Here is a 21,960-nt window from a genome sequence, read left to right on the forward strand (position 1 = left end):
AGATGCTTTTAATCAACCTAATTACATTGTTTCATGGAATGATCTTGAAATGACCTCAAGTTGCTGTTCTCTTGTAAGTCTTACAAAATTTACCGCATAACCAGAAACCCTGATTGTTAATTGTGGATATTCTTCAGGATGCTCCATGGCATCACGTAGTGTTTCTTTATCTAACACATTAATATTTACGTGCTGTGCGCTATTTTCAAAATAACCATCTAAAATTGCCGTTAGGTTTTCAATTCTGGTTTCAATATCAGAACCTAATGATTTAGGTACAATTGAAAATGTATTGGAAATACCATCTTGGGCATCTTCGTAATTAATTTTTGCTACTGAATTTAAAGAAGCTATAGCACCTAATTCATCACGTCCGTGCATAGGGTTGGCACCTGGTGCAAACGGAACACCTAAAGCTCTACCATCTGGTGTAGCACCAGTTTTTTTACCATAGACTACGTTAGATGTAATGGTTAAAACAGATAATGAAGGTTCTGCATTTTTATAAACCTGAAACTGTTTCAATTCATTATTAAAATCTGCTACCGCATCTGCTGCAAGCATATCTACTCTATCATCGTCATTTCCATATTTAGGGAATTCTCCTTCAATTTCAAAATCAACAGTCAATCCCTTTTCATTTCTAATAGGTTTTACTCTGGCATACTTAATTGCTGATAATGAATCTGCTACTATGGACAATCCTGCAATACCATAGGCAATATTAACATGAGGATTAGTGTCTATCAGTGCCATTTGCGCTTTTTCGTAATAATACTTATCGTGCATGTAATGAATAATGTTCATGGCATCGGCATAGACTCTTGCAATTTCTTGCATGGCAATTCTGAAATTGGTCTGCACCTTATCGAAATCCAAATATTCATCTTTATCTTCGGGTACACCTTCAAAGATTTGAACACCTGTTAATTCGCATTTACCGCCATTAATAGCTAGTAATAATGTTTTTGCCAAATTGGTACGTGCTCCAAAAAACTGAATAGATTTTCCTAAATCCTGATGAGATACACAGCAAGCAATACCATAATCGTCACTGTAGCGTACATCTCTCATTAGTCTATCATTTTCAAACTGTAGTGATGATGTTTCTATAGCTACTTTAGCACAGAATTTTTTAAAGTTTTCTGGTAAATCATCAGACCAAAGCACTGTCATATTTGGTTCTGGTGATGGCCCTAAGTTATAAAGTGTATTTAAGAAACGGAATGATGTTTTGGTTACCTTGGTTCTACCATCATTAAACATCCCTCCAATCGCTTCAGTTACCCAAGTTGGGTCACCAGCAAAAATCTCATCATAAGCTTTCATTCTTAAATGGCGTACCATTCTTAGTTTCATCACAAACTGATCTACAAGCTCTTGTGCTTCAGATTCTGTAATTAAACCCTCTTCCAAATCATTTTCAATAAAGATGTCTAAAAAGGTAGATACATTTCCTAGTGACATTGCCGCACCATCTTGTTCTTTTACAGCCGCTAAATAGGCCATGTAGGTCCATTGCACAGCTTCTTGAGCATTCTCTGCTGGTCTACTGAGATCCAAATCGTACTTGTCACCTAGGCGTTTCATGGCCTTTAAGGCTTTGATTTGTTCAGATACCTCTTCACGTAACCTTATGACTTCATCAGTCATTGGCCCAGTTACTTTTGCTAAATCTTCTTTTTTCCTTTCAATTAAGAAATCTAATCCGTAAAGTGCTATACGTCTATAATCACCAATAATTCTACCTCTTGCATAATTATCTGGCAAACCTGTTAGAATTCCCAAAGAGCGGTATTTCTTTATTTCATCATTATACGCATCAAAAACACCATCGTTGTGCGTTTTTACATATTTAGAAAACAACTCTGTTAGTTTTTCGTTAGGCTCTAGACCATGCTCAGAAAGTGCTTTTTGTACCACTTTAAATCCTCCGAAAGGTTTCATAGTACGTTTTAGTAACTCATCTGTTTGTAAACCTACAATAACTTCATTTTCTTTATCAATATAGCCAGGCCCAAAAGCATCAATTGTAGAAATTGTATTTGTATCTATGCTCCTAACACCATTATTAGCGCGTTCTTCTGCCATGGCTTTTTTACAAATGCTCCATAGCTTCTCGGTTTTAGCAGTTGGACCTTCTAAAAAGTCAGCCGTGCCATAATAAGGCGAGATATTATTAAAAACAAAACTTCGCACATTAACTGTATTAGTCCAAAGGCCTTCCAAAAATTGTTTTACTTCCATGATCGTATGATATTTATATCTAATAAAAATTGTCTTTTTTCGATAATACAAAATTAGATATGATACAAATCATTAATGCTGATTTTTGTCATGTTTTGCTTTTTCAAACTCCTTAAAATCAGAGGAACAACGAGCGAAAACGTTTGAATTAAGGCACTTCAGTGTTTATTAAAATTCGAAATGTTTTATCTTTTTAGTGTTTAATGAAGAATTATTAAAGCTAGAAATCATTATCGTTCAGAATCAACCAACTAATCATAAATTATTATTACTTTTGCCGGGATACTTTTTTACTAATAATATTGATTAATCACTTAGGGTTAATGACTTAAATTTTATTAGTTGTTAGGGTGAAAAGTATCATATTTTTAAAGGGCTTTATTTGATAAAGCCCTTTTTTATGCCTCTTTTAAAAAGTTTTAATATTCAGTTTCTTCTTATAAATCAACAGAGGTTAAAAAAATCCCCCTAAATTTCTTATTTTCGTAAAAATCCCTATTAATTTTTGCAGATTTTAGATTATGACAGACGTTAAACGCCTCTTTGATTTCCCTTACTATCAATTAAAACATAAACCAAATAGTAAAGCCTTGGTTACAAAATATAATGGTGAGTGGACAGCCTTGTCTACTCAAGAATATATAGATAAAGCCAACGCCGTAAGCCGTGCACTCATAAAAATGGGCGTACAAAAAGATGATAAAATTGCCGTAATATCTTCTACTAATAGAACCGAATGGAATATCATGGATATAGGTGTGCTTCAAGTTGGGGCACAAAATATTCCTATTTACCCTACGATTTCTCCCGAAGATTACGAATACGTATTAAATCACAGTGAATCCATTTACTGTTTTGTATCAGATGAAGAAGTTCTTGAAAAAGTAAAGAAAGTACAAGGCAACACTAAATTAAAGGAAGTCTATTCTTTTGATGAAATTAATGGTTGTAAACATTATTCTGAACTGTTCGAATTGGGTAAAGATGAAAGTACACAAAACGAGGTTGAAGCTCGAAAAGATAATGTGAAACCTGAAGATTTGGCAACCATAATATATACGTCTGGTACAACTGGTCAACCAAAAGGCGTTATGTTATCGCACTGGAACATAACCAGTAATGCCCTAGATGCGTCTAAACGCCTTCCTCCTATTGATGGTGAAACAAGAGTTCTAAGCTTTCTACCTATATGCCATATTTTTGAGCGTGTGCTCATCTATATATACCAATATGCTGGTACTAGTGTTTATTTTGCCGAAGGTTTAGACAAGATTGGAGATAATGCCAAAGAGATAAAACCGCATTTAATGAGCGTTGTACCCAGACTTCTGGAAAAGGTTTTTGATAAAATTATGCTCAAAGCCGATGAATTATCTGGTATAAAGCAAAAGCTTTTTTATTGGGCAGTAGAGCTAGGGGAAAAATGGGAACCATATAGAGCCAATGGATCGTGGTACGAATTTAAACTAAGCATAGCCAACAAACTCATATTTAGTAAATGGAGAGCAGCACTAGGTGGAGAATTAAAAACTATGGTTTCTGGTAGCGCCGCGCTTCAACCTAGATTATCTAGAGTTTTTTGCGCCGGACAAATGCAAGTTATGGAAGGCTACGGATTAACAGAAACCTCACCGGTTGTTTCTGTTGGAATGTACAGTGATACACATTACAAAGTGGGAACAGTAGGAAAACCTATAGATAATGTTGAAGTTAAAATTGCCGACGATGGTGAAATTTTAATCAAAGGCCCTAATGTTATGCTGGGCTATTACAAAGATCCAGAAAAAACTGCTAGTGTAATGACAGACGATTATTTCCATACTGGTGACAAAGGCATAGTCGATGAAGATGGTTTTCTAAAAATTACAGGGCGTAAAAAGGAAATGTTTAAAACTTCAGGAGGAAAGTATATCATCCCTACATTATTGGAAAATGACTTAAAACAATCTTTATTTATAGAGCAAGTAATGGTTATTGGAGAAGGCGAAAAAATGCCTGGTGCAATTATTCAACCAAATTTTGAGTTCATTAGAGATTGGATAGAGCATAAAGGTCATGATATCGGAACTTCTGAAAAAGAAATAGCTACAGCAGATAAGGTTATAAAACGCATCCAAAAAGAGGTTGATAAATACAATAAGAACTTTGGAAAATGGGAGCAAATAAAACGTTTCGAATTAACTTCTGAAGCTTGGACTATAGATGATGGGCACCTTACACCCACGATGAAAATGAAACGAAGTGTCATTAGGGAAAAATACGACGATTTATATGAAAAAATATACAGAAGTTGATAGCTGATTCATCTGAAAAAATCTAAATAAAACAATTTAAATTTTAATCAATACGCTCATTCATTTTGGAATAAAATTTGATGCTAATTTTATGAATTATTAAATCACAGAAGGCATGAAACATCTTAGAACATTAATCGCATGTTTTGTCATTTTAGTTATACCGACTACGGTAGTTAGTCAAGATACTTTTTCCAAAACCACAAGCGAGCTTGTTTTTGAAGGTAGCTCTGAAGAACGTTTTATTGAAACATACGTTACAGAAGATGCTCTAAGTCTTCATTTCATAGTCAATTGCAAACTTACTGAAGGTTTAATCGCTGTTGAAATCACAAATGCCGAAACAGGAAAAAATTATGGTGCTTTCACCATAGGCGGATCAAAATCTGACGTTCCAAATCAAAGCTCCTCTGTAAAGGAAAATGTATTAAGCGATATTAATAAGGTGATTAAGAGTCCCGCAACCGGCTACTATAGGATAAAGGTAAAAGCCAAAAATGCTAAAGCCCAACTTAAGGTCATTGTGGAACAGTTTTACAACTAACGCGCAAAAACATTTCTTATCCTTAACTAAAACATATGATATAGTTTTATATCCATATTGTTTCTGGCCAATAAGGTTACTGCTTAAATCTTACTGCATTTTGTGCTGTAGTTAAAACATCTATCGTTAAGGTTTTTCATAAAAACTGACCTCTGGTTTACCATATAAACCACGGTAAAATTAGGTATCTATCATCAATACAATTTCATGAGAGCTTATTCAATTTAACTATTTCCAATAGACTTTAATTTTTTTAGAAAAATTTATTATGCATGCATAGTATTTTTTACTATATTTGGATCAAACTAAAAAACATGAAAGACAAAACTATAGATTATGTACTGAGAACCACTTGGTTAGCAGTTAACAAAATGTATAACGAAGAAGCTTCAAAATTCGATACTACAATGGCTACCGGTTTTGCATTGCTAAGTATCGATCCAGAAAAGGGCACACCTTCCACATCTTTGGGGCCAAAAATGGGCATGGAAGCAACAAGTCTTTCGCGTACGTTAAAGACTATGGAAGAAAAAGGCTTAATTGAACGTAAACCAAACCCTGAAGATGGTCGTGGCGTATTAATACACTTAACGGATTTCGGTAGAGAAAAAAGAGACTATTCTAAAGAACGTGTCTTGATTTTTGATAATGCTATAAGGTCTAACATTTCTCCTGAAAAAATTGAGCATTTCTACGAAGTCGCCGAGCTTATAAATAACATGATATCTAACAAAAAAATATACAATCAAAAAGAACACATTTTAAAATAATGAATAAACGAAGAATAAAGAAAATCGCCATTATCGGTTCTGGTATTATGGGAAGCGGCATTGCTTGCCATTTTGCTAATATTGGTGTAGATGTACTTCTGCTAGACATTGTTCCAAGAGAACTTAACGATAAAGAAAAAGCTAAAGGATTAACTTTAGAAGACAAAGTCGTAAAAAACCGTTTGGTCAATGATGCCCTAAACACATCTATTAAATCTAAACCCGCTCCACTATATCATCCTTCATTTAAAAACAGAATTACTACAGGCAATCTCGAAGATGACATCGCTAAAGTTGCAGATGTAGACTGGATTATGGAAGTGGTTGTTGAGCGCCTAGACATTAAGCAACAGGTTTTTGAAAAACTTGAAAAATACAGAACACCAGGCACATTGATTACATCCAACACTTCAGGAATTCCCATAAAATTCATGAACGAAGGTCGAAGTGAGGATTTTCAAAAGCACTTTTGCGGAACACACTTCTTTAATCCTGCTCGATATTTGAAATTGTTCGAGATTATCCCAGGTCCAAAAACCGATACATCAGTTTTAGAATTCTTAAATGGTTATGGAGAACAATTCCTTGGGAAAACTTCGGTAGTTGCAAAAGATACACCAGCATTTATTGGTAACCGCATAGGCATATTTAGCATTATGAGTCTGTTTCATACCGTTAAGGATTTGGATTTAACTATAGAAGAAGTTGATAAACTATCAGGTCCTGTTATTGGTCGTCCTAAATCAGCGACTTTTAGAACTGTAGATGTTGTTGGTTTAGATACTTTGGTTCATGTAGCTAACGGGATTAAAGAGAATTGTCCAAATGATGAACGTCACGAATTATTCCAATTACCAGATTTCATCAATACCATGATGGAAAACAAATGGTTAGGAAGTAAAACTGGACAAGGATTCTATAAAAAGCACGTATCACCAGAAGGTAAAAAAGATATCTTATCGTTAGACCTAAACACCCTAGAATACAGACAAAAACAACGTGCAAAATTTGCAACTTTAGAGCTTACTAAGACTATTGATAAAGTCGTAGATCGTTTCAAAGTGTTGGTAAAGGGCAAAGACAAAGCCGGTGAATTTTATCGTAAGACGCTTTCAGCTTTATTTGCATATGTATCTAATCGTATTCCCGAAATTACAGATGATCTATATAAAATTGACGATGCTATGAAAGCAGGTTTTGGTTGGGAACATGGTCCTTTCCAGATTTGGGATGCCATTGGTGTTGAAGCGGGTATAGCTATGATGAAAGCAGAAGGACTAGAGCCAAATGCTTGGGTGAATGACATGCTAGCTTCTGGTAGCTCTTCATTCTACACCGTAGAAGACGGTGCAACTTATGCTTACGATATTCCAAAGAAATCACAAGAGAAGATTCCTGGTCAAGACAGCTTTATCATACTCGACAACATCAGAAAATCTAATGAAGTATTTAAGAATTCAGGAGTGGTTATTGAAGATTTAGGTGATGGTATTTTGAACTGTGAATTCCAGTCTAAAATGAACACCATAGGTGGAGATGTGTTAGCCGGGTTGAACAAAGCTGTGGATTTAGCAGAAAAGGGTTTTGAAGGTTTAGTTATCGGTAACCAAGGTGCCAACTTCTCTGTAGGCGCTAACATTGGAATGATTTTTATGATGGCCGTAGAGCAAGAATATGACGAGCTAAATATGGCCATTAAGTATTTCCAAGATACCATGATGCGTATGCGCTATTCGGCAATACCAACGGTTGCCGCACCACATGGCATGTCGTTAGGAGGTGCTTGTGAATTATCAATGCACGCCGATAAAGTAGTCGCAGCGGCAGAAACATATATAGGTCTTGTAGAATTTGGCGTAGGTGTCATTCCAGGTGGTGGAGGTTCTAAAGAAATGGCATTAAGAGCATCGGACACTTTCAGGAAAGGTGATGTAGAATTGAATGTACTTCAAGACTATTTCTTAACCATAGGAATGGCTAAAGTGGCTACTTCAGCTTATGAAGCTTTTGACCTCGGTGTGCTTCAAAAAGGAAAAGATATTGTGGTCGTTAATAAAGATCGTCAGATCGCCACAGCCAAAGCACACGCTAGATTAATGGCCGATGCTGGCTATACGCATCCTGTAAAACGTAAAGATGTAAAAGTACTCGGTAAGCAAGCCTTGGGTATGTTCTTAGTAGGAACTGACGCTATGGAAGCAAGCCATTACATAAGTGAGCACGATCAAAAAATCGCTAATAAGTTAGCTTACGTTATGGCTGGAGGTGATTTATCAGAGCCCTCCTTAGTGACGGAGCAATATTTATTGGATTTAGAGCGTGAAGCATTCTTGTCGCTTTGCACAGAGCGTAAAACTTTAGAGCGTATTCAGCATATGTTAAAGACAGGAAAACCACTTCGCAACTAGTTGCGAATAGTATTGATATGTAAGTAACAAGCCATTACCCTTATAAAAAACAATTTAGATGCTAAAAGCCAAGAGCCTATAGCAAAAAGCAAAAAATGATGAAACAAGTATATATAGTAAAAGGATATAGAACTGCCGTAGGTAAGTCCAAAAAAGGTGGTTTCAGGTTTAAAAGAGCTGATGAACTCGCGGCAGAGACCATTCAATATATGATGAATAAACTACCAGATTTTGACGTTACCCGCATAGACGACGTTATTGTTGGTAATGCCATGCCAGAGGGCTCTCAAGGGCTTAATATGGCACGAATCATTTCGTTGATCGGTTTAAACACTGTTGATGTTCCTGGAGTCACAGTGAACCGTTTTTGTTCTTCAGGATTAGAAACCATTGCCATGGCCGTAGCAAAAATACAAGCGGGTATGGCAGACTGCATCATTGCTGGTGGTGCCGAAAGTATGAGTTCGGTACCTATGACAGGCTTCAAACCTGAACTTAATTATGAAATCGTCAACTCTGGACATGAAGATTATTATTGGGGAATGGGCAATACTGCAGAAGCCGTTGCTGAAAAGTATAAAGTATCTAGAGAAGACCAAGACGAGTTTGCTTACAACTCCCATACGAAAGCTTTAAAAGCTTTGGAAGAAGATCGTTTCCAAGATCAGATTGTACCCATAGAAATTGAAGAAACTTATGTCGATGCTAATGGTAAAAAAGCTAACCGCAAGTTTACAGTTTCTAAAGACGAGGGACCAAGAAAAGGAACTAGCAAAGAGGCTCTCGCCAAATTACGCCCTGTTTTTGCCCAAGGTGGTTCGGTTACTGCTGGCAATTCATCACAGACAAGTGATGGTGCAGCATTTGTATTGGTAATGAGTGAGGATATGGTGAAGGAACTAAATCTAGAGCCTATTGCCAGGTTAGTAAGTTATGCCGCTGCTGGTGTACCTCCAAGGATTATGGGTATTGGCCCTGTTGTCGCTGTTCCAAAAGCATTAAAACAAGCTGGCCTTTCACAAAATGATATTGAACTGATTGAATTGAACGAAGCCTTTGCTTCTCAATCATTAGCAGTCATGAGAGAATTAAGCTTAAATCAGGATATCGTCAATGTTAATGGTGGTGCCATAGCCCTTGGCCATCCTCTAGGTTGTACTGGTGCTAAGCTCTCAGTGCAATTATTTGATGAAATGCGTAAGCGTAACATGCAAAGCAAATATGGCATGGTAACCATGTGTGTAGGTACTGGACAAGGCGCAGCGGGAATATTTGAATTTTTGAATTAATTAGAATTGAGATATGAAATTTGAGTAGTGAGACAAATAAGGAATTCATCTCTATACTCAATACAAACTACTAAAATCTATTAAATATGGAAACTATAGAAAAAGATATTTTAAGAGGTGGTCAATTCCTTGTGAAGGAAACCAGTTGTGACGATGTGTTCACGCCAGAAGATTTTTCCGAAGAACAAAAAATGATGCTAGAAACGGTAAGGGAGTTTGTGGACAGAGAAATTTGGCCCAACAAAGAACGTTTCGAAAAGAAAGATTATGCCTTTACGGAAGAAATTATGCGCAAGGCAGGTGAATTAGGATTATTGGGTATTGCGGTACCAGCAGAATACGATGGATTAGAAATGGGATTTGTATCCACAATGTTAGTCTGTGATTATATTTCTGGTGCTACAGGATCTATTGCTACTGCTTTTGGAGCACATACAGGGATTGGCACCATGCCAATAACACTATATGGTACAGAAGAACAAAAGAAAAAATACGTACCAGCCCTCGCGACTGGTGAAAAGTTTGGAGCGTATTGCCTAACAGAACCAGGCGCAGGATCTGATGCTAACTCTGGTAAGACTAAAGCCGTTTTATCTGATGATGGAAAGCACTATTTAATCTCAGGACAGAAAATGTGGATTTCTAATGCTGGTTTTGCCGAGACCTTCATTGTTTTTGCACGTATTGAAGACGATAAAAACATCACTGGCTTTATTGTAGAATATGACAAAGACAATCCCAACGGAATCACTTTAGGTGAAGAAGAACACAAACTAGGTATCCACTCCTCCTCTACACGTCAGGTATTCTTTAATGAAACCAAAGTACCTGTCGAAAATATGTTATCAGAACGTGGTGGCGGATTTAAGATTGCTATGAATGCACTTAATGTTGGTCGTATCAAATTAGCAGCAGCGTGTTTAGATGCACAACGCCGCGTGATTACTGAGGCTATAAAATATGCTAACGAACGTGTTCAGTTTAAAACACCAATTGTAAAATTTGGAGCTATTAAATCTAAACTTGCTGAAATGGCCACAAGTTGTTACGCTGGTGAATCAGCCTGTTATAGAGCTGCTAAAAATATAGAAGATCGTATAGCTATCCGTCAATCCGAAGGCAATTCGCATCAAGAGGCCGAGTTAAAAGGTGTTGAAGAGTACGCCATAGAATGTTCTATATTAAAGGTTGCCGTTTCTGAGGATATTCAAAACTGCTCAGATGAAGGTATTCAAGTTTTTGGAGGCATGGGCTTTTCTGCAGACACACCTATGGAAGCTGCATGGAGAGATGCTCGTATTTCTCGTATTTATGAAGGAACCAACGAAATCAATAGAATGCTAGCTGTTGGTATGTTGGTTAAAAAAGCTATTAAAGGACATGTTGACTTACTGGACCCTGCTATGAAAGTTGCCGACGAATTAATGGGTATTCCATCTTTTGATACGCCTGACTATTCAGAATTATTCTCTGAAGAAAAAGAGATGATCGCAAAATTGAAAAAAGTATTCTTAATGGTTGCTGGTTCTGCTGTTCAGAAATTTGGACCAGATTTAGAGCAACATCAACAATTATTGTTAGCGGCTTCTAATATCTTAATAGAGATTTACATGGCTGAGTCTACGATTTTAAGAACCGAGAAGAATGCAAAACGTTTTGGAGAAGAGGCACAAGCCCATCAAATCGCTATGGCAAAATTGTATTTGTACAATGCCGTTGACACAATAACCAAAAATGCCAAAGAAGGTATTGTAAGTTTTGCTGAAGGTGATGAGCAGAGAATGATGCTTATGGGTTTAAAGCGATTTACAAAATATACCAACATGCCTAATGTTGTGGCCTTACGTACACAAATTGCGGATAAATTATCTGAAGAAAACGAGTACTGTTTTTAATTTAGTTTAAGTTAGAAATGAAGAAGCCAATTCTCCTGATAGCTATCGGATTGGATTGGCTTTTTTTGATTTTTTCAATAACTACGATTATTCAGTATTCAATAAAATAAAACCTTTTTAGAGACGGCTCCTCTATCCGTTTCAATAAGTACAATATATGCACCCTGAGACTGTTGATTGTTAAATTGTACATTAAGCTTTGATGAGGCTTCATTTAACGAATCAACATAAACTAATTGACCCGCAATATTATAAATAGATAACTTCTTTAGCGTAACACCCAGAGGGTTATTTAATGTTAATGTATTTATATCGCTGTTATAGTATATCTTTAACTTATCGATTTCATTTTCATCTACTGACAAGGCTTCTGAAGATTCTTGTGGTATAGAGAAAACCAACTCAAAGCGTTCTAGATATTCGCCTGCCTCAGCAAAAAAATCGTATCCACCATCTCTTAAATTATGATAAATTCCTAGTTCACTATCATAAAGATAAAGGTTAAATTCATCAGAAATATTTTCTAATGCGTCTATACCTATGGTACTAATACCATCATTATTAATGTGGAATCCTAAGGGAAAATTTGAATCCTCATTCACCACATTTGTTCCCTGAATGGTAAAAAACTGATTCTCTATCAACCAGTACATATCCGCATAATCCGTTTCGTAGTATGCCCCATCATAACCCCAATCAATACCAGGGGTTGCATTTTCATCTTCTGTTAATAATAACTGCCTATGCATTGTACTTGGTGCTGTAAAGCCTAATCTAATTTTACGCCTCAAATCATTGGTTGGTTGCTCCAAATCAAGGATGTCTTTATCAATACTTTTATTGTTGTTAGTAGCATATACATTTACTACAGACAACAATAATGTCAATAAAGCTATCGATATGACTTTTAGATTAGAAGAATTCAATGAGGTTATAGTTTAATAATTAATAGGCTTATCAAACTAAACCAATATCTCTTACAAATACTTAAATATTCCCATGAAAGCTCATATTAGACGATGAACTTCTCTAGTATGCAAATAATCTCTACAAAATGCATAGCATTAATTTGATTTTATTCCAAATCCCAAAGTGAGATAGCAATTAAGAAGACAATAAGTCATTAACTGATTCTTGAAGTAACAATGTAAAAAAGTCTCAAAATAGAATATCTTGAGACTTTTCACTAACTAACTAAAATATGAAGATCAAAAAAATTACTCAGAATTATTTATCACGGTTTGATCTTAAATGTCTATAACAGATTAAACCGATATTTAAATAATTCAAGACTATCCATATCGTTAAAAATACAAAATAAACGATTAAAAGCATAATTTATTCGATAAAATACATATATATTATTATTTTTCTTACAATTTTAATTAAAATTCACTAAATCAAATAGCCTTGAAACTAGATAATCATTATATTTAAGCAATCATTCTTGCTAAATCATGAAATATTATTTTTTAATCCTATTTTCCCTTCTTTTCGCTACTTATTCCTCTTCTCAATCCAATACCGAAATCTTTTTATTCGATTTAGAATTTAAAAATTCCAAAATTGAAGTCACTAACGGTATTAACATATCTAACAACGAAGGCTATGACAATCAACCTTCGTTTATGGATGGAGATAAAGTCCTTTTTGCATCAGCGAGAAATGGGCAAACCGATATTTCCCAATATCATATTAATTACAAATCAAAGACATACATCAATTATACCAAAGGGGGAGAATATACACCTCTTAAAATCCCAAATAAAAATGCGGTTTCTGCAGTTAGATTAGATGACGACGGGAAGCAACGCCTATATTCTTATAATTTAAGCAATGGTGAACCTACAGAGCTTATAAAAGACTTAGTTGTGGCTTATTATACTTGGTATGATGAGAACACTACGGTATCTGCAGTCATAGAAGATGAACAATTAAATTTGTTTGTTACGGACATTACCAAAGGAAAAAGCAGAAAGTATGCTACAAAAGTTGGGCGTTCTTTCCATAAGATCCCAAATTCAGATTTGGTGAGTTTCATATATAAAGAAAATGATAAACGCTGGCAAATACGTTCTCTCAATCCAAATAACGGTATTACCAGGCTCATTGCAAATACTATGCAGGGGATTGAAGATATCTGTTGGCTAGACAGCAGAACTTTATTATCCGGAAAGAATGGTATTCTGTACAAATTAACTTTAAAAAAGGATAACAACTGGAAAAGAGTAGCGGATCTATCATCTTACGGTATTACTAAAATTACACGAATCGCTATTAATCCCAAAGGAACAAAGCTGCTGATTGCAGGCGATTTAGACTCTGGAGATTCTACCCAAGAAAGTAGTAGCAATTCCAATACAACCTCTAATGAGTTAAGTGTTGAACCTATATTAAGTGAAGCTGAAGCCTCCGCTGTGGTTCAAAAACATGTGGAGCCTTTTAACACAAGACGATTGAATGATTTTGCAAATGCCTTCGACGACAATGTCATAGTCAATCGATTTCCTAAAGACTATATGTATTCTAGTCGAAAAACGCTAAAAGATAATTACAGGCAATTTTTTAACAATAACAAGAAAGCCAATGTCAAGATATTAAATCGTATGGTTTTAAAAAACAAAGTTATTGATGACGAATTGGTAACTATCAACAACATGACCATTAGACAAGCTACCATATATGATGTAGATAAAGAAGACATTAACTCTATGACATTTATTAGAAACAGAAAAACAACATCTAATCCAGAAACCATCGTTAACAAACAACTCGAGGCTTATAATAATAGAGACGTTGAAGAATTTGCAAAAACTTATGCCAAGGATGTAAAACTCTATTTACTTCCTGATAATTTAACAACTGATGGGAATGCCGCACTAAAAAAACGCTACGAAACTATGTTTAATTCGGTACCAGACTTAAATGCAGAAATTATGAATAGAATTGTCTTGGGCAACAAAGTGATAGATAAAGAAAAAGTGACCATTAATGGAAAAATCTATTATGCTATAGCCATTTATGAAATTAAAGAAGGCTTAATTTCTAAAGTTACCTTTATACAATAGATAACTATTTGTCCATTTTTAGTGATGATAAATGTCTTTAACATAAAAAATAAAATGAAATACATTGCCAATATTTTAATTGTCCTGATAAGTACTTTTGCTTACTCACAAGACAAAACCTTAGAACCCAAACTAGAGAACATCAAATGGATTTCTGGTACTTGGCATGGTGAAGCTTTTGGAGGAATTATAGAAGAAATCTGGAGCGAACCTTCGGGTGGCTCTATGATGGCAACATTCAAACTCATTAATGATGGTAAAGTCTCTTTTTATGAGATCGAAGTTATCCAAGAAATTGAAAATAGTCTTATCCTTCAATTAAAACATTTTGGAGAAGATTTAAAGGGATGGGAAACCAAAAATGAGACCGTAGATTTTCCCTTAAAGTTCATTACCGAAGATAAAGTTATTTTTGAAGGCATGGCATTTGAAAAAGTGAGTACTACTGAAATGAATGTTTATGTCGATATTGAAAATGAAGGCAAAGTTGAAACCGTAAAGTTTAACTACCATAAAAAGGAAAACACTAAACCAACTAAACAGCTTATAAAGGTAAATTACGCCAAAGAACAACCTATCATTGATGGTAAAGCAAATGAGACGATTTGGACAAACACTAAGTGGTATCCAATAGACCAAATATGGCTAGGTAGCAACTACACCCCTGAAGATTTTGAAGGAAGATACAAACTAGCCTGGACAGAAAAGGCGCTGTATTTGCTTGCAGAAATAAAAGATGATATATTATTAGACAACACTAAGGATCCACTAAAAACGTGGTGGGATGACGATTGCCTAGAGATATTCATAGATGAGAATAACAGTGGCGGAAATCATCAGTATAACCATAATGCGTTTGCCTACCATATCGCTCTAGATGGTAATGTCGTGGATATGTCGACGAAGAGAAAAGGCAAACTCTACAATTCGCATATAGAATCTAAACGTATTACCACAAATAAGATTTCTATCTGGGAAGTAAAGATTCTACTATTTGATGACAGCTATACAGACGATGCAAAAAATACACCTGTAAAACTAAGTGCCAATAAAAATATAGGTTTTGCGTTGGCATACTGTGATAATGATCATAGTGAGCATCGCGAAAATTTTATTGGATCTGTAGAAGTTGAAGGCGATGATAAAAATCGTGGCTGGATCGATGCCAATATCTTTGGTACACTCATCTTAAAACAATAGTTTTAATTATGAAACATTCAAAAGGTCGAGTAGCAACACTCAGTGATGGGATTTTTGCATTTGCTTCAACTTTAATGGTCGTTGATGTCGGAACGACTATAGACATCAAAAATATTAATTCGCAGTTACCCTTATTTATCAGCTTTGGGGTAGCCTTTTTTGTAATGATGATGCTATGGAAAGCACACTATAACTTTTTTCAACGTACCAAATATGTTGACAATTGGATTATCAGTGCAAATACATTACTACTATTTACTATTTTATTCTACTTATTTCCGTTAAAAACCCTTATCAATTCGATAACACAACAAATTGGCATGACCATGGACGATTTAGCACAACTGTTTATACTTTATGGTGTTGGATTTATCCTTGTATTTATCGCATATTCATTTTTGTACTGGAGAGCCTTTAAAAAAGATAGTAATAACGAAAATCCGCTTAAGCTCAAATTTTATTATAAGCATTTTTTAATATTTGTAATAATTGGATTTGTATCTGTAATACTTTCTATCTTTCAGATTGGTATGCAAATTGGGTTTCCAGGCTTTGTATATGTATTTCTAGGTCCCATTTGTTATTACAACGGTGTACTGTTTAGAAAAAAATATCCAAATGTATTTTAAAAGGTAAATGAAAAACATAAACATAATAATCGTCTATTTAATTTTTTGTGGGTATTGTAAAGCTCAATTACTTCAAGACAGATCTAGCTTTACTATGCAAGACACGCTAAGAGGAAGTATTACACCTGAGCGTGAATGGTGGGATTTAACGTATTATGACCTAAATATTAAGGTGCAACCGGATAAAAAATATATTGCGGGTTATAACGTTGTACACTACAAGGTTTTAAAATCACATAATATCATTCAGATTGATTTACAAGAACCATTAGAAATAACTGCGATTTCTCAAGATAATGAGGATTTAGACTACAATAAAATTGGTCCTGCATATTTCATAATCCTTAAAAAGAAACAAGTTCCTGGAGAATACAATGAACTATATATTCAATATGCCGGAAAACCAAAAGAAGCGGTAAATGCACCTTGGGATGGTGGCTTTTCATGGAAAAAAGATAAAAATGGAAAAGATTTTATTGCTACATCTTGCCAAGGTTTAGGAGCCAGTGTTTGGTGGCCTAATAAAGATCATATGTATGATGAAGTAGACAGTATGCGCATTGCCATAGACGTCCCTAAAGATCTAATTGCCGTTGCCAATGGTCGCCTGCGTGACACTCACGAATATGAATACGGTGGTTTCAAATTATACGAGTGGTTTGTATCTAATCCTATAAATAATTATGGAGTGAATGTTAACATTGGAGACTACGTTAATTTTTCAGAAGTCTATCAAGGGGAAAAGGGCCCTTTAGATATGGACTATTGGGTTTTATCCTATAATCTGGAAATTGCTAAAAAACAGTTTAAAGATGCACCAAAAATGATGAAGGCTTTTGAACATTGGTTTGGTCCTTATCCATTTTACGAAGACAGTTTTAAGTTGGTTGAAGTCCCGTATTTAGGTATGGAACATCAAAGCTCGGTAACATATGGCAACAAATACCTAAACGGATATTTGGGCAGTGATTTGTCACGGACCGGATGGGGTTTAAAATTTGATTTTATCATAATTCATGAAGCTGGTCACGAATGGTTTGCCAATAGTATTACCAACAAGGATATTGCCGACATGTGGATTCATGAAAGCTTCACTAATTATTCTGAAAATCTGTTTTTGGATTACTATTATGGCAAAGAAGCTTCAGCAGATTACGTAATTGGTTGTAGAGCTAATATTCAAAATGATCGACCAATCATAGGATATTATAATGTAAACCATGAAGGATCTAGTGATATGTATTACAAAGGTGCCAATATGTTACATACCTTACGCCAGCTTATCGAAAATGATGAGTTATGGCGACAGATTCTAAGAGGATTGAATACCGAATTTTACCACCAAACGGTAACTACAAAACAAATTGAGGACTACCTTAGCGAAAAGACCAATAAAAACCTCACTGCTTTTTTTAACCAATATTTAAGAGATATACGCATTCCAACCTTAGAATATACGATTAAAAATGGTGAACTTAAGTTTAGGTATATCGATATTGTCAAAGATTTTGATATGCCAATTGAAGTAGAAATCGATGGAAAAACCGAATGGATATTCCCAAGTTCTGAATGGAAAACTAAACCTTTTGAAGGTAAAGATTTTAAAATTGACAGAGATTATTATATCTATTCTAAGGAAATTTAAATACCACTGCTACTGTTATTCCTGCTTTCACAGGAATGACAAATACACTATGAAATATGGAATTCCCAGAACTTTATTTTGAACGCGACACCGATTGGTACGACTGGTTATTGCACAACCATGATAAGCATCAAGCTGTATATCTTATCTTTTACAAGCTCGACACAGGAATGCCTACCATGCGATGGGAAGACGCTGTAAAGGTAGCCTTGTGTTTTGGGTGGATAGATTCCACCGTAAAAAGCCTAGGTCATGGAAAACGTAGACAATATTTTTCGCCACGGAATCCTAAAAGCACTTGGAGCGCACTCAACAAAAAATATATCGTAGAACTTGAAGCACAAGGCTTAATTCAAGAAAGCGGTTATAAGATGATTGAATTGGCCAAAGCTACTGGAACATGGACAGCCATGGACGATGTTGAAAATGGTATTATACCACCTGAACTTCAAAAAGCCTTTGATGCTAATCCGAGAGCGTTTGAAAATTATCAAAACTTTAGCAAAGGTTATAGAAAAAGTTATTTATCATGGCTTAACAGTGCCAAGCGCGAAGCGACACGACAAAAGAGAATCGCAGAGATCATAAGACTCTGTGATGCAAATATTAAGAGTAGAGATAGTTGGTAATGATACTATAATCCACTTATATAACTACCATAAGGATCCTTAATCTGTAGGCCTTCTGAATAGCGATACTTACTCAACTTCTTATACTGTACCAAGCCCCAAAGCACAAATTCTTTTTCAAAGTAGATATCCCTTGGATCAATATCAGGTTGATGCTCTGCTATTAAAGTATCCAAAGGCTCTACCTCATCTAATTTAGATTTGTACTGCGCATCGTTAAAATAATCTAAAAGCTCAAATCCATCACCATTAAAGAACCAAGACACAATATTATCATAAGGCGTTTCTTCGCCTTGCTTTTCTAACTTTTCAATTTTTGGAAAGTATTTTGGGAATAAGGTTTTAATGGCTTCGTCAATCAAGGTATTGGCAACAAAATCGGCTCCTTCCTGTTCGCCTTCGTACACCAACTCTACCTTACCAGTAATAGACGGAATCACACCAATAAAATCGGATAAACGTACTGCTGTACTTTCATCACCAGATAATAAGGCACGACGTTCGGCTGTACTCAATAAATTTTCAAAAGCTGTTATGCTCATACGCGCACTTACGCCACTTTTTACATCGACATATTCACTCTCGCGAGCTTCAAAGCTAATTTGTTCTAAAAGTTCTTTCGCTAATTCTGGTACATAGACCGATGCAGACTGACGTTCGTCTAGCTTTGCTTCCTGAGCAGTTATGGTTTGTGCAATGTCTACATTGGCTGGATAGTGTGTTAGAATCTGTGAGCCTATTCTGTCTTTCAAAGGCGTCACGATACTACCACGATTGGTATAGTCTTCCGGGTTAGCCGTAAACACAAACTGCATATCTAATGGCAAGCGTAATTTAAACCCTCTGATCTGAATATCGCCTTCCTGTAAAATATTAAACAGTGCCACCTGAATCCTAGCTTGTAAATCTGGCAACTCATTAATAACAAAAATACAGCGGTTAGCACGAGGTATCATACCGTAATGAATAACACGATCATCAGCATAACTCAGTTTTAAATTCGCGGCTTTAATCGGATCCACATCGCCAATAATATCTGCAACCGTAACATCTGGTGTTGCTAATTTCTCAGCAAAACGCTCATCGCGATGTAACCAGGTTATTGGTGTGTTATCGCCTTTATCTGAAATTAATTCAACCGCATATCTCGAAATTGGGTTTAAAGGGTCGTCATTTATTTCAGAACCTTCGACCACTGGGATATACTCATCCAAAAGATTCACCATCATACGAGCTAAACGTGTCTTTGCTTGCCCTCTAAGACCTAACAAATTAATGTTATGCCTCGACAAAATAGCACGCTCTAACTCAGGAATCACAGTATGCTCATACCCGTGAATGCCTTCAAAAGTTTTAACTTTATGTTTTATGTTTTTAATTAAATTATCCCTCAGTTCATCTTTTATGGATTTTGATTGATAACCTATCTTATTTAATTCTCCTAGTGTTTTTATAGTCTTCATTTTCTAGCTTTTGGCCATTGGCTTTTAGCTATTAGCAACACAAGCTCAATTTATATAAGCTAATGGCTAATTCCTAAAAGCTAACAGCTAATAATTATCCTTTAATTCTTCTTTTCCTATTATTTTCGTAGTCTTCAAAAATCATTTCACCTAAACCTTTCAATCCTGTGTAAAATGCTTTTCCTCTATTAGCTTGCGTAAATTCTCTTATAAATCGCATAAGATAAGGATCCTCGGCGATCATAAATGTGGTAATTGGGATATGCAAACGTCTGGCCTGTTGCGCCATAGCATAACACTTATTAGTAATATAAGGATCTAGACCATTACTGTTTTTGTAGTATTGCCCATCTGGTAATCTTAAACAGCTAGGCTTACCATCAGTGATCATAAAAATTTGCTTGTTAGTATTTCGCTTTCTGCGCAACATATCCATGGCTAATTGAAGGCCTGCTACTGTATTAGTGTGATATGGTCCTACTTTTAAATACGGTAAATCCTTAATCTTTATGGGCCAGGCATCATTACCAAACACTAAAATTTCTAGACTGTCTTTTGGATATCTTGTTGTTATTAATTCTGACAAGGCCATAGCTACTTTTTTGGCTGGTGTAATACGGTCCTCACCGTAGAGGATCATACTGTGGCTTATATCAATCATCAACACAGTACTCATTTGACTTTTGTGCAGTGTTTCTTCCACCACTAAATCGTCTTCTGTAAGATTGAAATCCCCTACACCATGATTGATCTGTGCATTCTTAAGACTTTCAGTCATTGATACTTTTTCTAATGCATCCCCAAACTGATAAGCTCTAAAATCACCTGTATGTTCGTCGCCTAATCCAACACCTTTACTTTTGTGATTACCAGACCCACTTCGTTTTATTTTACCAAAAATATGATTCAAAGCTTGTTTGCGAATGGCACGTTCGGTCTTAGCCGTTATTGTTGTTTTTCCTTTTCCACTGCCATCACCCGTAGGATCAATTTCTTCTCGTATATAGCCTTTATTTTTTAAGTCTTCAATAAAATCGTCAATGGTATACTCCGGAGTGGTTAAGTTATACTCTTTATCCAACTGTCTTAACCAATCAATAGCTTCGTCAAAATCACCAGAAGTATAGGTGATGAGTTCTTTAAAAATCTCAAAAAGTTTCTCGAATGGTGATTGGCTTGGTGCTTCATAGGTCTTAAACACAAAACCCGATTTGTTTATTTTCTTTTCCATCTACATGTAAAAATAGTGCTTTTTCTCCTAGTGCTCAAAGCACCATTGTATTCTAACAATTTATTAACTTTACTTCGAAATAATAGAATCTTATGGGCAAAAAGAGAATAAAATGGACTACGGAAAAAATAATGAGCTCTTCTGCCTTATTTATAAGTGTTATTTCACTGATTGCCCTGCTCTACCAATCTTATCTCGCCAGAGAAGAAAACAAACTGATGCAAAAACAGCAGAGTGCTAGTGTATTACCCTATCTCAGTCAGTGGATTAGTAATTCGTCGGAAGGCCATCAAATTGTTATAGGAAATAAAGGCGTTGGACCCGCTTTTATTGAAAAGGTTGAGCTTTCAATTAATTCCGAGTATAGCTTTAACAATACAGATGACTTATTTACTCATATCTTAAAAGCAAATAAAGGAATGGATAGCATAAATTATTTGACCAGCACTTTCTAGTACCTGCGAATGAAATGATAAAACTCATTCATATTATGGACGAGAAAGACATACAATCTTTTAGTGATGCATTAGCGGCTAGCGATCTAAAATTCTTAATAGAATACGAAGATATCTATGGATCGCGTTGGTCCATAAGTAATACCCATGATGATTCCGATATCCCTCTATTATTAGGCGATCTATAATTCCT

At 35.5% G+C, this 21,960-nt stretch carries 17 protein-coding genes; 13 read left to right on the forward strand and 4 right to left on the reverse strand.

Annotation, left to right across the window (positions count from 1 at the left end; genetic code table 11):
* Positions 1 to 21: 21 nt before the first annotated feature.
* Positions 22 to 2,247, reverse strand: coding sequence for a formate C-acetyltransferase (gene pflB, locus Q0972_RS07505; RefSeq protein WP_299364361.1), 2,226 nt, complete (start codon positions 2,245 to 2,247; stop codon positions 22 to 24).
* 521 nt (positions 2,248 to 2,768) lie between these two features.
* Between pflB and Q0972_RS07510 the strand changes: the two genes are divergently transcribed.
* The 6 genes from Q0972_RS07510 to Q0972_RS07535 all read left to right on the forward strand — a co-directional run bounded on the left by Q0972_RS07510 (position 2,769) and on the right by Q0972_RS07535 (position 11,447).
* The gene (locus Q0972_RS07510) at positions 2,769 to 4,541 is read left to right on the forward strand and encodes a long-chain fatty acid--CoA ligase (RefSeq protein ID WP_299364363.1); all 1,773 of its coding nucleotides are present in this window, start codon (positions 2,769 to 2,771) and stop codon (positions 4,539 to 4,541) included.
* Positions 4,542 to 4,656: 115 nt separating this feature from the next.
* Positions 4,657 to 5,085, forward strand: a complete 429-nt coding sequence (locus Q0972_RS07515; protein ID WP_299364366.1) for a hypothetical protein — start codon at positions 4,657 to 4,659, stop codon at positions 5,083 to 5,085.
* Between the two features lie 314 nt (positions 5,086 to 5,399).
* Complete coding sequence (locus Q0972_RS07520; RefSeq protein WP_299364368.1) at positions 5,400 to 5,855, forward strand: MarR family transcriptional regulator; 456 nt, start codon at positions 5,400 to 5,402, stop codon at positions 5,853 to 5,855.
* A complete protein-coding gene (locus tag Q0972_RS07525) occupies positions 5,855 to 8,263 on the forward strand; it encodes a 3-hydroxyacyl-CoA dehydrogenase/enoyl-CoA hydratase family protein (protein ID WP_299364371.1) in 2,409 nt (802 codons plus the stop codon). The genes Q0972_RS07520 and Q0972_RS07525 overlap by 1 nt, the downstream gene beginning before the upstream one ends.
* Positions 8,264 to 8,361: 98 nt before the next feature.
* Complete coding sequence (locus tag Q0972_RS07530; RefSeq protein WP_299364423.1) at positions 8,362 to 9,552, forward strand: acetyl-CoA C-acyltransferase; 1,191 nt, start codon at positions 8,362 to 8,364, stop codon at positions 9,550 to 9,552.
* An 86-nt stretch (positions 9,553 to 9,638) separates the two neighbouring features.
* Complete coding sequence (locus Q0972_RS07535) at positions 9,639 to 11,447, forward strand: acyl-CoA dehydrogenase family protein (protein WP_299364373.1); 1,809 nt, start codon at positions 9,639 to 9,641, stop codon at positions 11,445 to 11,447.
* 98 nt (positions 11,448 to 11,545) lie between these two features.
* Here Q0972_RS07535 and Q0972_RS07540 read toward each other — a convergent pair whose 3' ends face one another.
* Positions 11,546 to 12,373 carry a T9SS type A sorting domain-containing protein gene (locus Q0972_RS07540; protein WP_299364376.1) on the reverse strand — a complete coding sequence of 276 codons (828 nt, stop codon included), beginning with the start codon at positions 12,371 to 12,373 and terminating at the stop codon, positions 11,546 to 11,548.
* A gap of 531 nt (positions 12,374 to 12,904) precedes the next feature.
* On the opposite strand from Q0972_RS07540, the gene Q0972_RS07545 reads away from it, so the two are divergent.
* From Q0972_RS07545 to Q0972_RS07565, 5 genes are all read left to right on the forward strand, one after another.
* Positions 12,905 to 14,515, forward strand: coding sequence for a nuclear transport factor 2 family protein (locus tag Q0972_RS07545; RefSeq protein WP_299364378.1), 1,611 nt, complete (start codon positions 12,905 to 12,907; stop codon positions 14,513 to 14,515).
* A gap of 54 nt (positions 14,516 to 14,569) precedes the next feature.
* The gene (locus Q0972_RS07550; RefSeq protein ID WP_299364380.1) at positions 14,570 to 15,715 is read left to right on the forward strand and encodes a DUF6265 family protein; all 1,146 of its coding nucleotides are present in this window, start codon (positions 14,570 to 14,572) and stop codon (positions 15,713 to 15,715) included.
* Positions 15,716 to 15,723: 8 nt separating this feature from the next.
* Positions 15,724 to 16,344, forward strand: a complete 621-nt coding sequence (locus tag Q0972_RS07555; protein WP_299364383.1) for a TMEM175 family protein — start codon at positions 15,724 to 15,726, stop codon at positions 16,342 to 16,344.
* A 94-nt stretch (positions 16,345 to 16,438) separates the two neighbouring features.
* Entirely contained in the window at positions 16,439 to 17,989 is a 1,551-nt protein-coding gene (locus Q0972_RS07560) for a M1 family metallopeptidase (RefSeq protein ID WP_299364386.1), read from the forward strand.
* 56 nt (positions 17,990 to 18,045) lie between these two features.
* Positions 18,046 to 18,618, forward strand: a complete 573-nt coding sequence (locus Q0972_RS07565; protein WP_299364389.1) for a YdeI family protein — start codon at positions 18,046 to 18,048, stop codon at positions 18,616 to 18,618.
* 5 nt (positions 18,619 to 18,623) lie between these two features.
* Here Q0972_RS07565 and Q0972_RS07570 read toward each other — a convergent pair whose 3' ends face one another.
* Together Q0972_RS07570 and Q0972_RS07575 are read right to left on the reverse strand one after the other, a co-directional pair.
* Entirely contained in the window at positions 18,624 to 20,081 is a 1,458-nt protein-coding gene (locus Q0972_RS07570) for a magnesium chelatase (protein ID WP_299364392.1), read from the reverse strand.
* A 94-nt stretch (positions 20,082 to 20,175) separates the two neighbouring features.
* Positions 20,176 to 21,312, reverse strand: coding sequence for a VWA domain-containing protein (locus Q0972_RS07575; protein ID WP_299364395.1), 1,137 nt, complete (start codon positions 21,310 to 21,312; stop codon positions 20,176 to 20,178).
* Positions 21,313 to 21,404: 92 nt separating this feature from the next.
* Here Q0972_RS07575 and Q0972_RS07580 point away from each other — a divergent pair, with 92 nt between their 5' ends.
* Together Q0972_RS07580 and Q0972_RS07585 are read left to right on the forward strand one after the other, a co-directional pair.
* Positions 21,405 to 21,767 (forward strand): hypothetical protein, encoded by a 363-nt coding sequence (locus tag Q0972_RS07580; RefSeq protein WP_299364398.1) that lies wholly within the window; start codon positions 21,405 to 21,407, stop codon positions 21,765 to 21,767.
* Positions 21,768 to 21,802: 35 nt separating this feature from the next.
* Positions 21,803 to 21,955 (forward strand): hypothetical protein, encoded by a 153-nt coding sequence (locus Q0972_RS07585; protein ID WP_299364401.1) that lies wholly within the window; start codon positions 21,803 to 21,805, stop codon positions 21,953 to 21,955.
* Positions 21,956 to 21,960: the final 5 nt, after the last annotated feature.

Source organism: Winogradskyella sp. (assembly GCF_028282165.1).
Lineage (GTDB): Bacteria > Bacteroidota > Bacteroidia > Flavobacteriales > Flavobacteriaceae > Winogradskyella.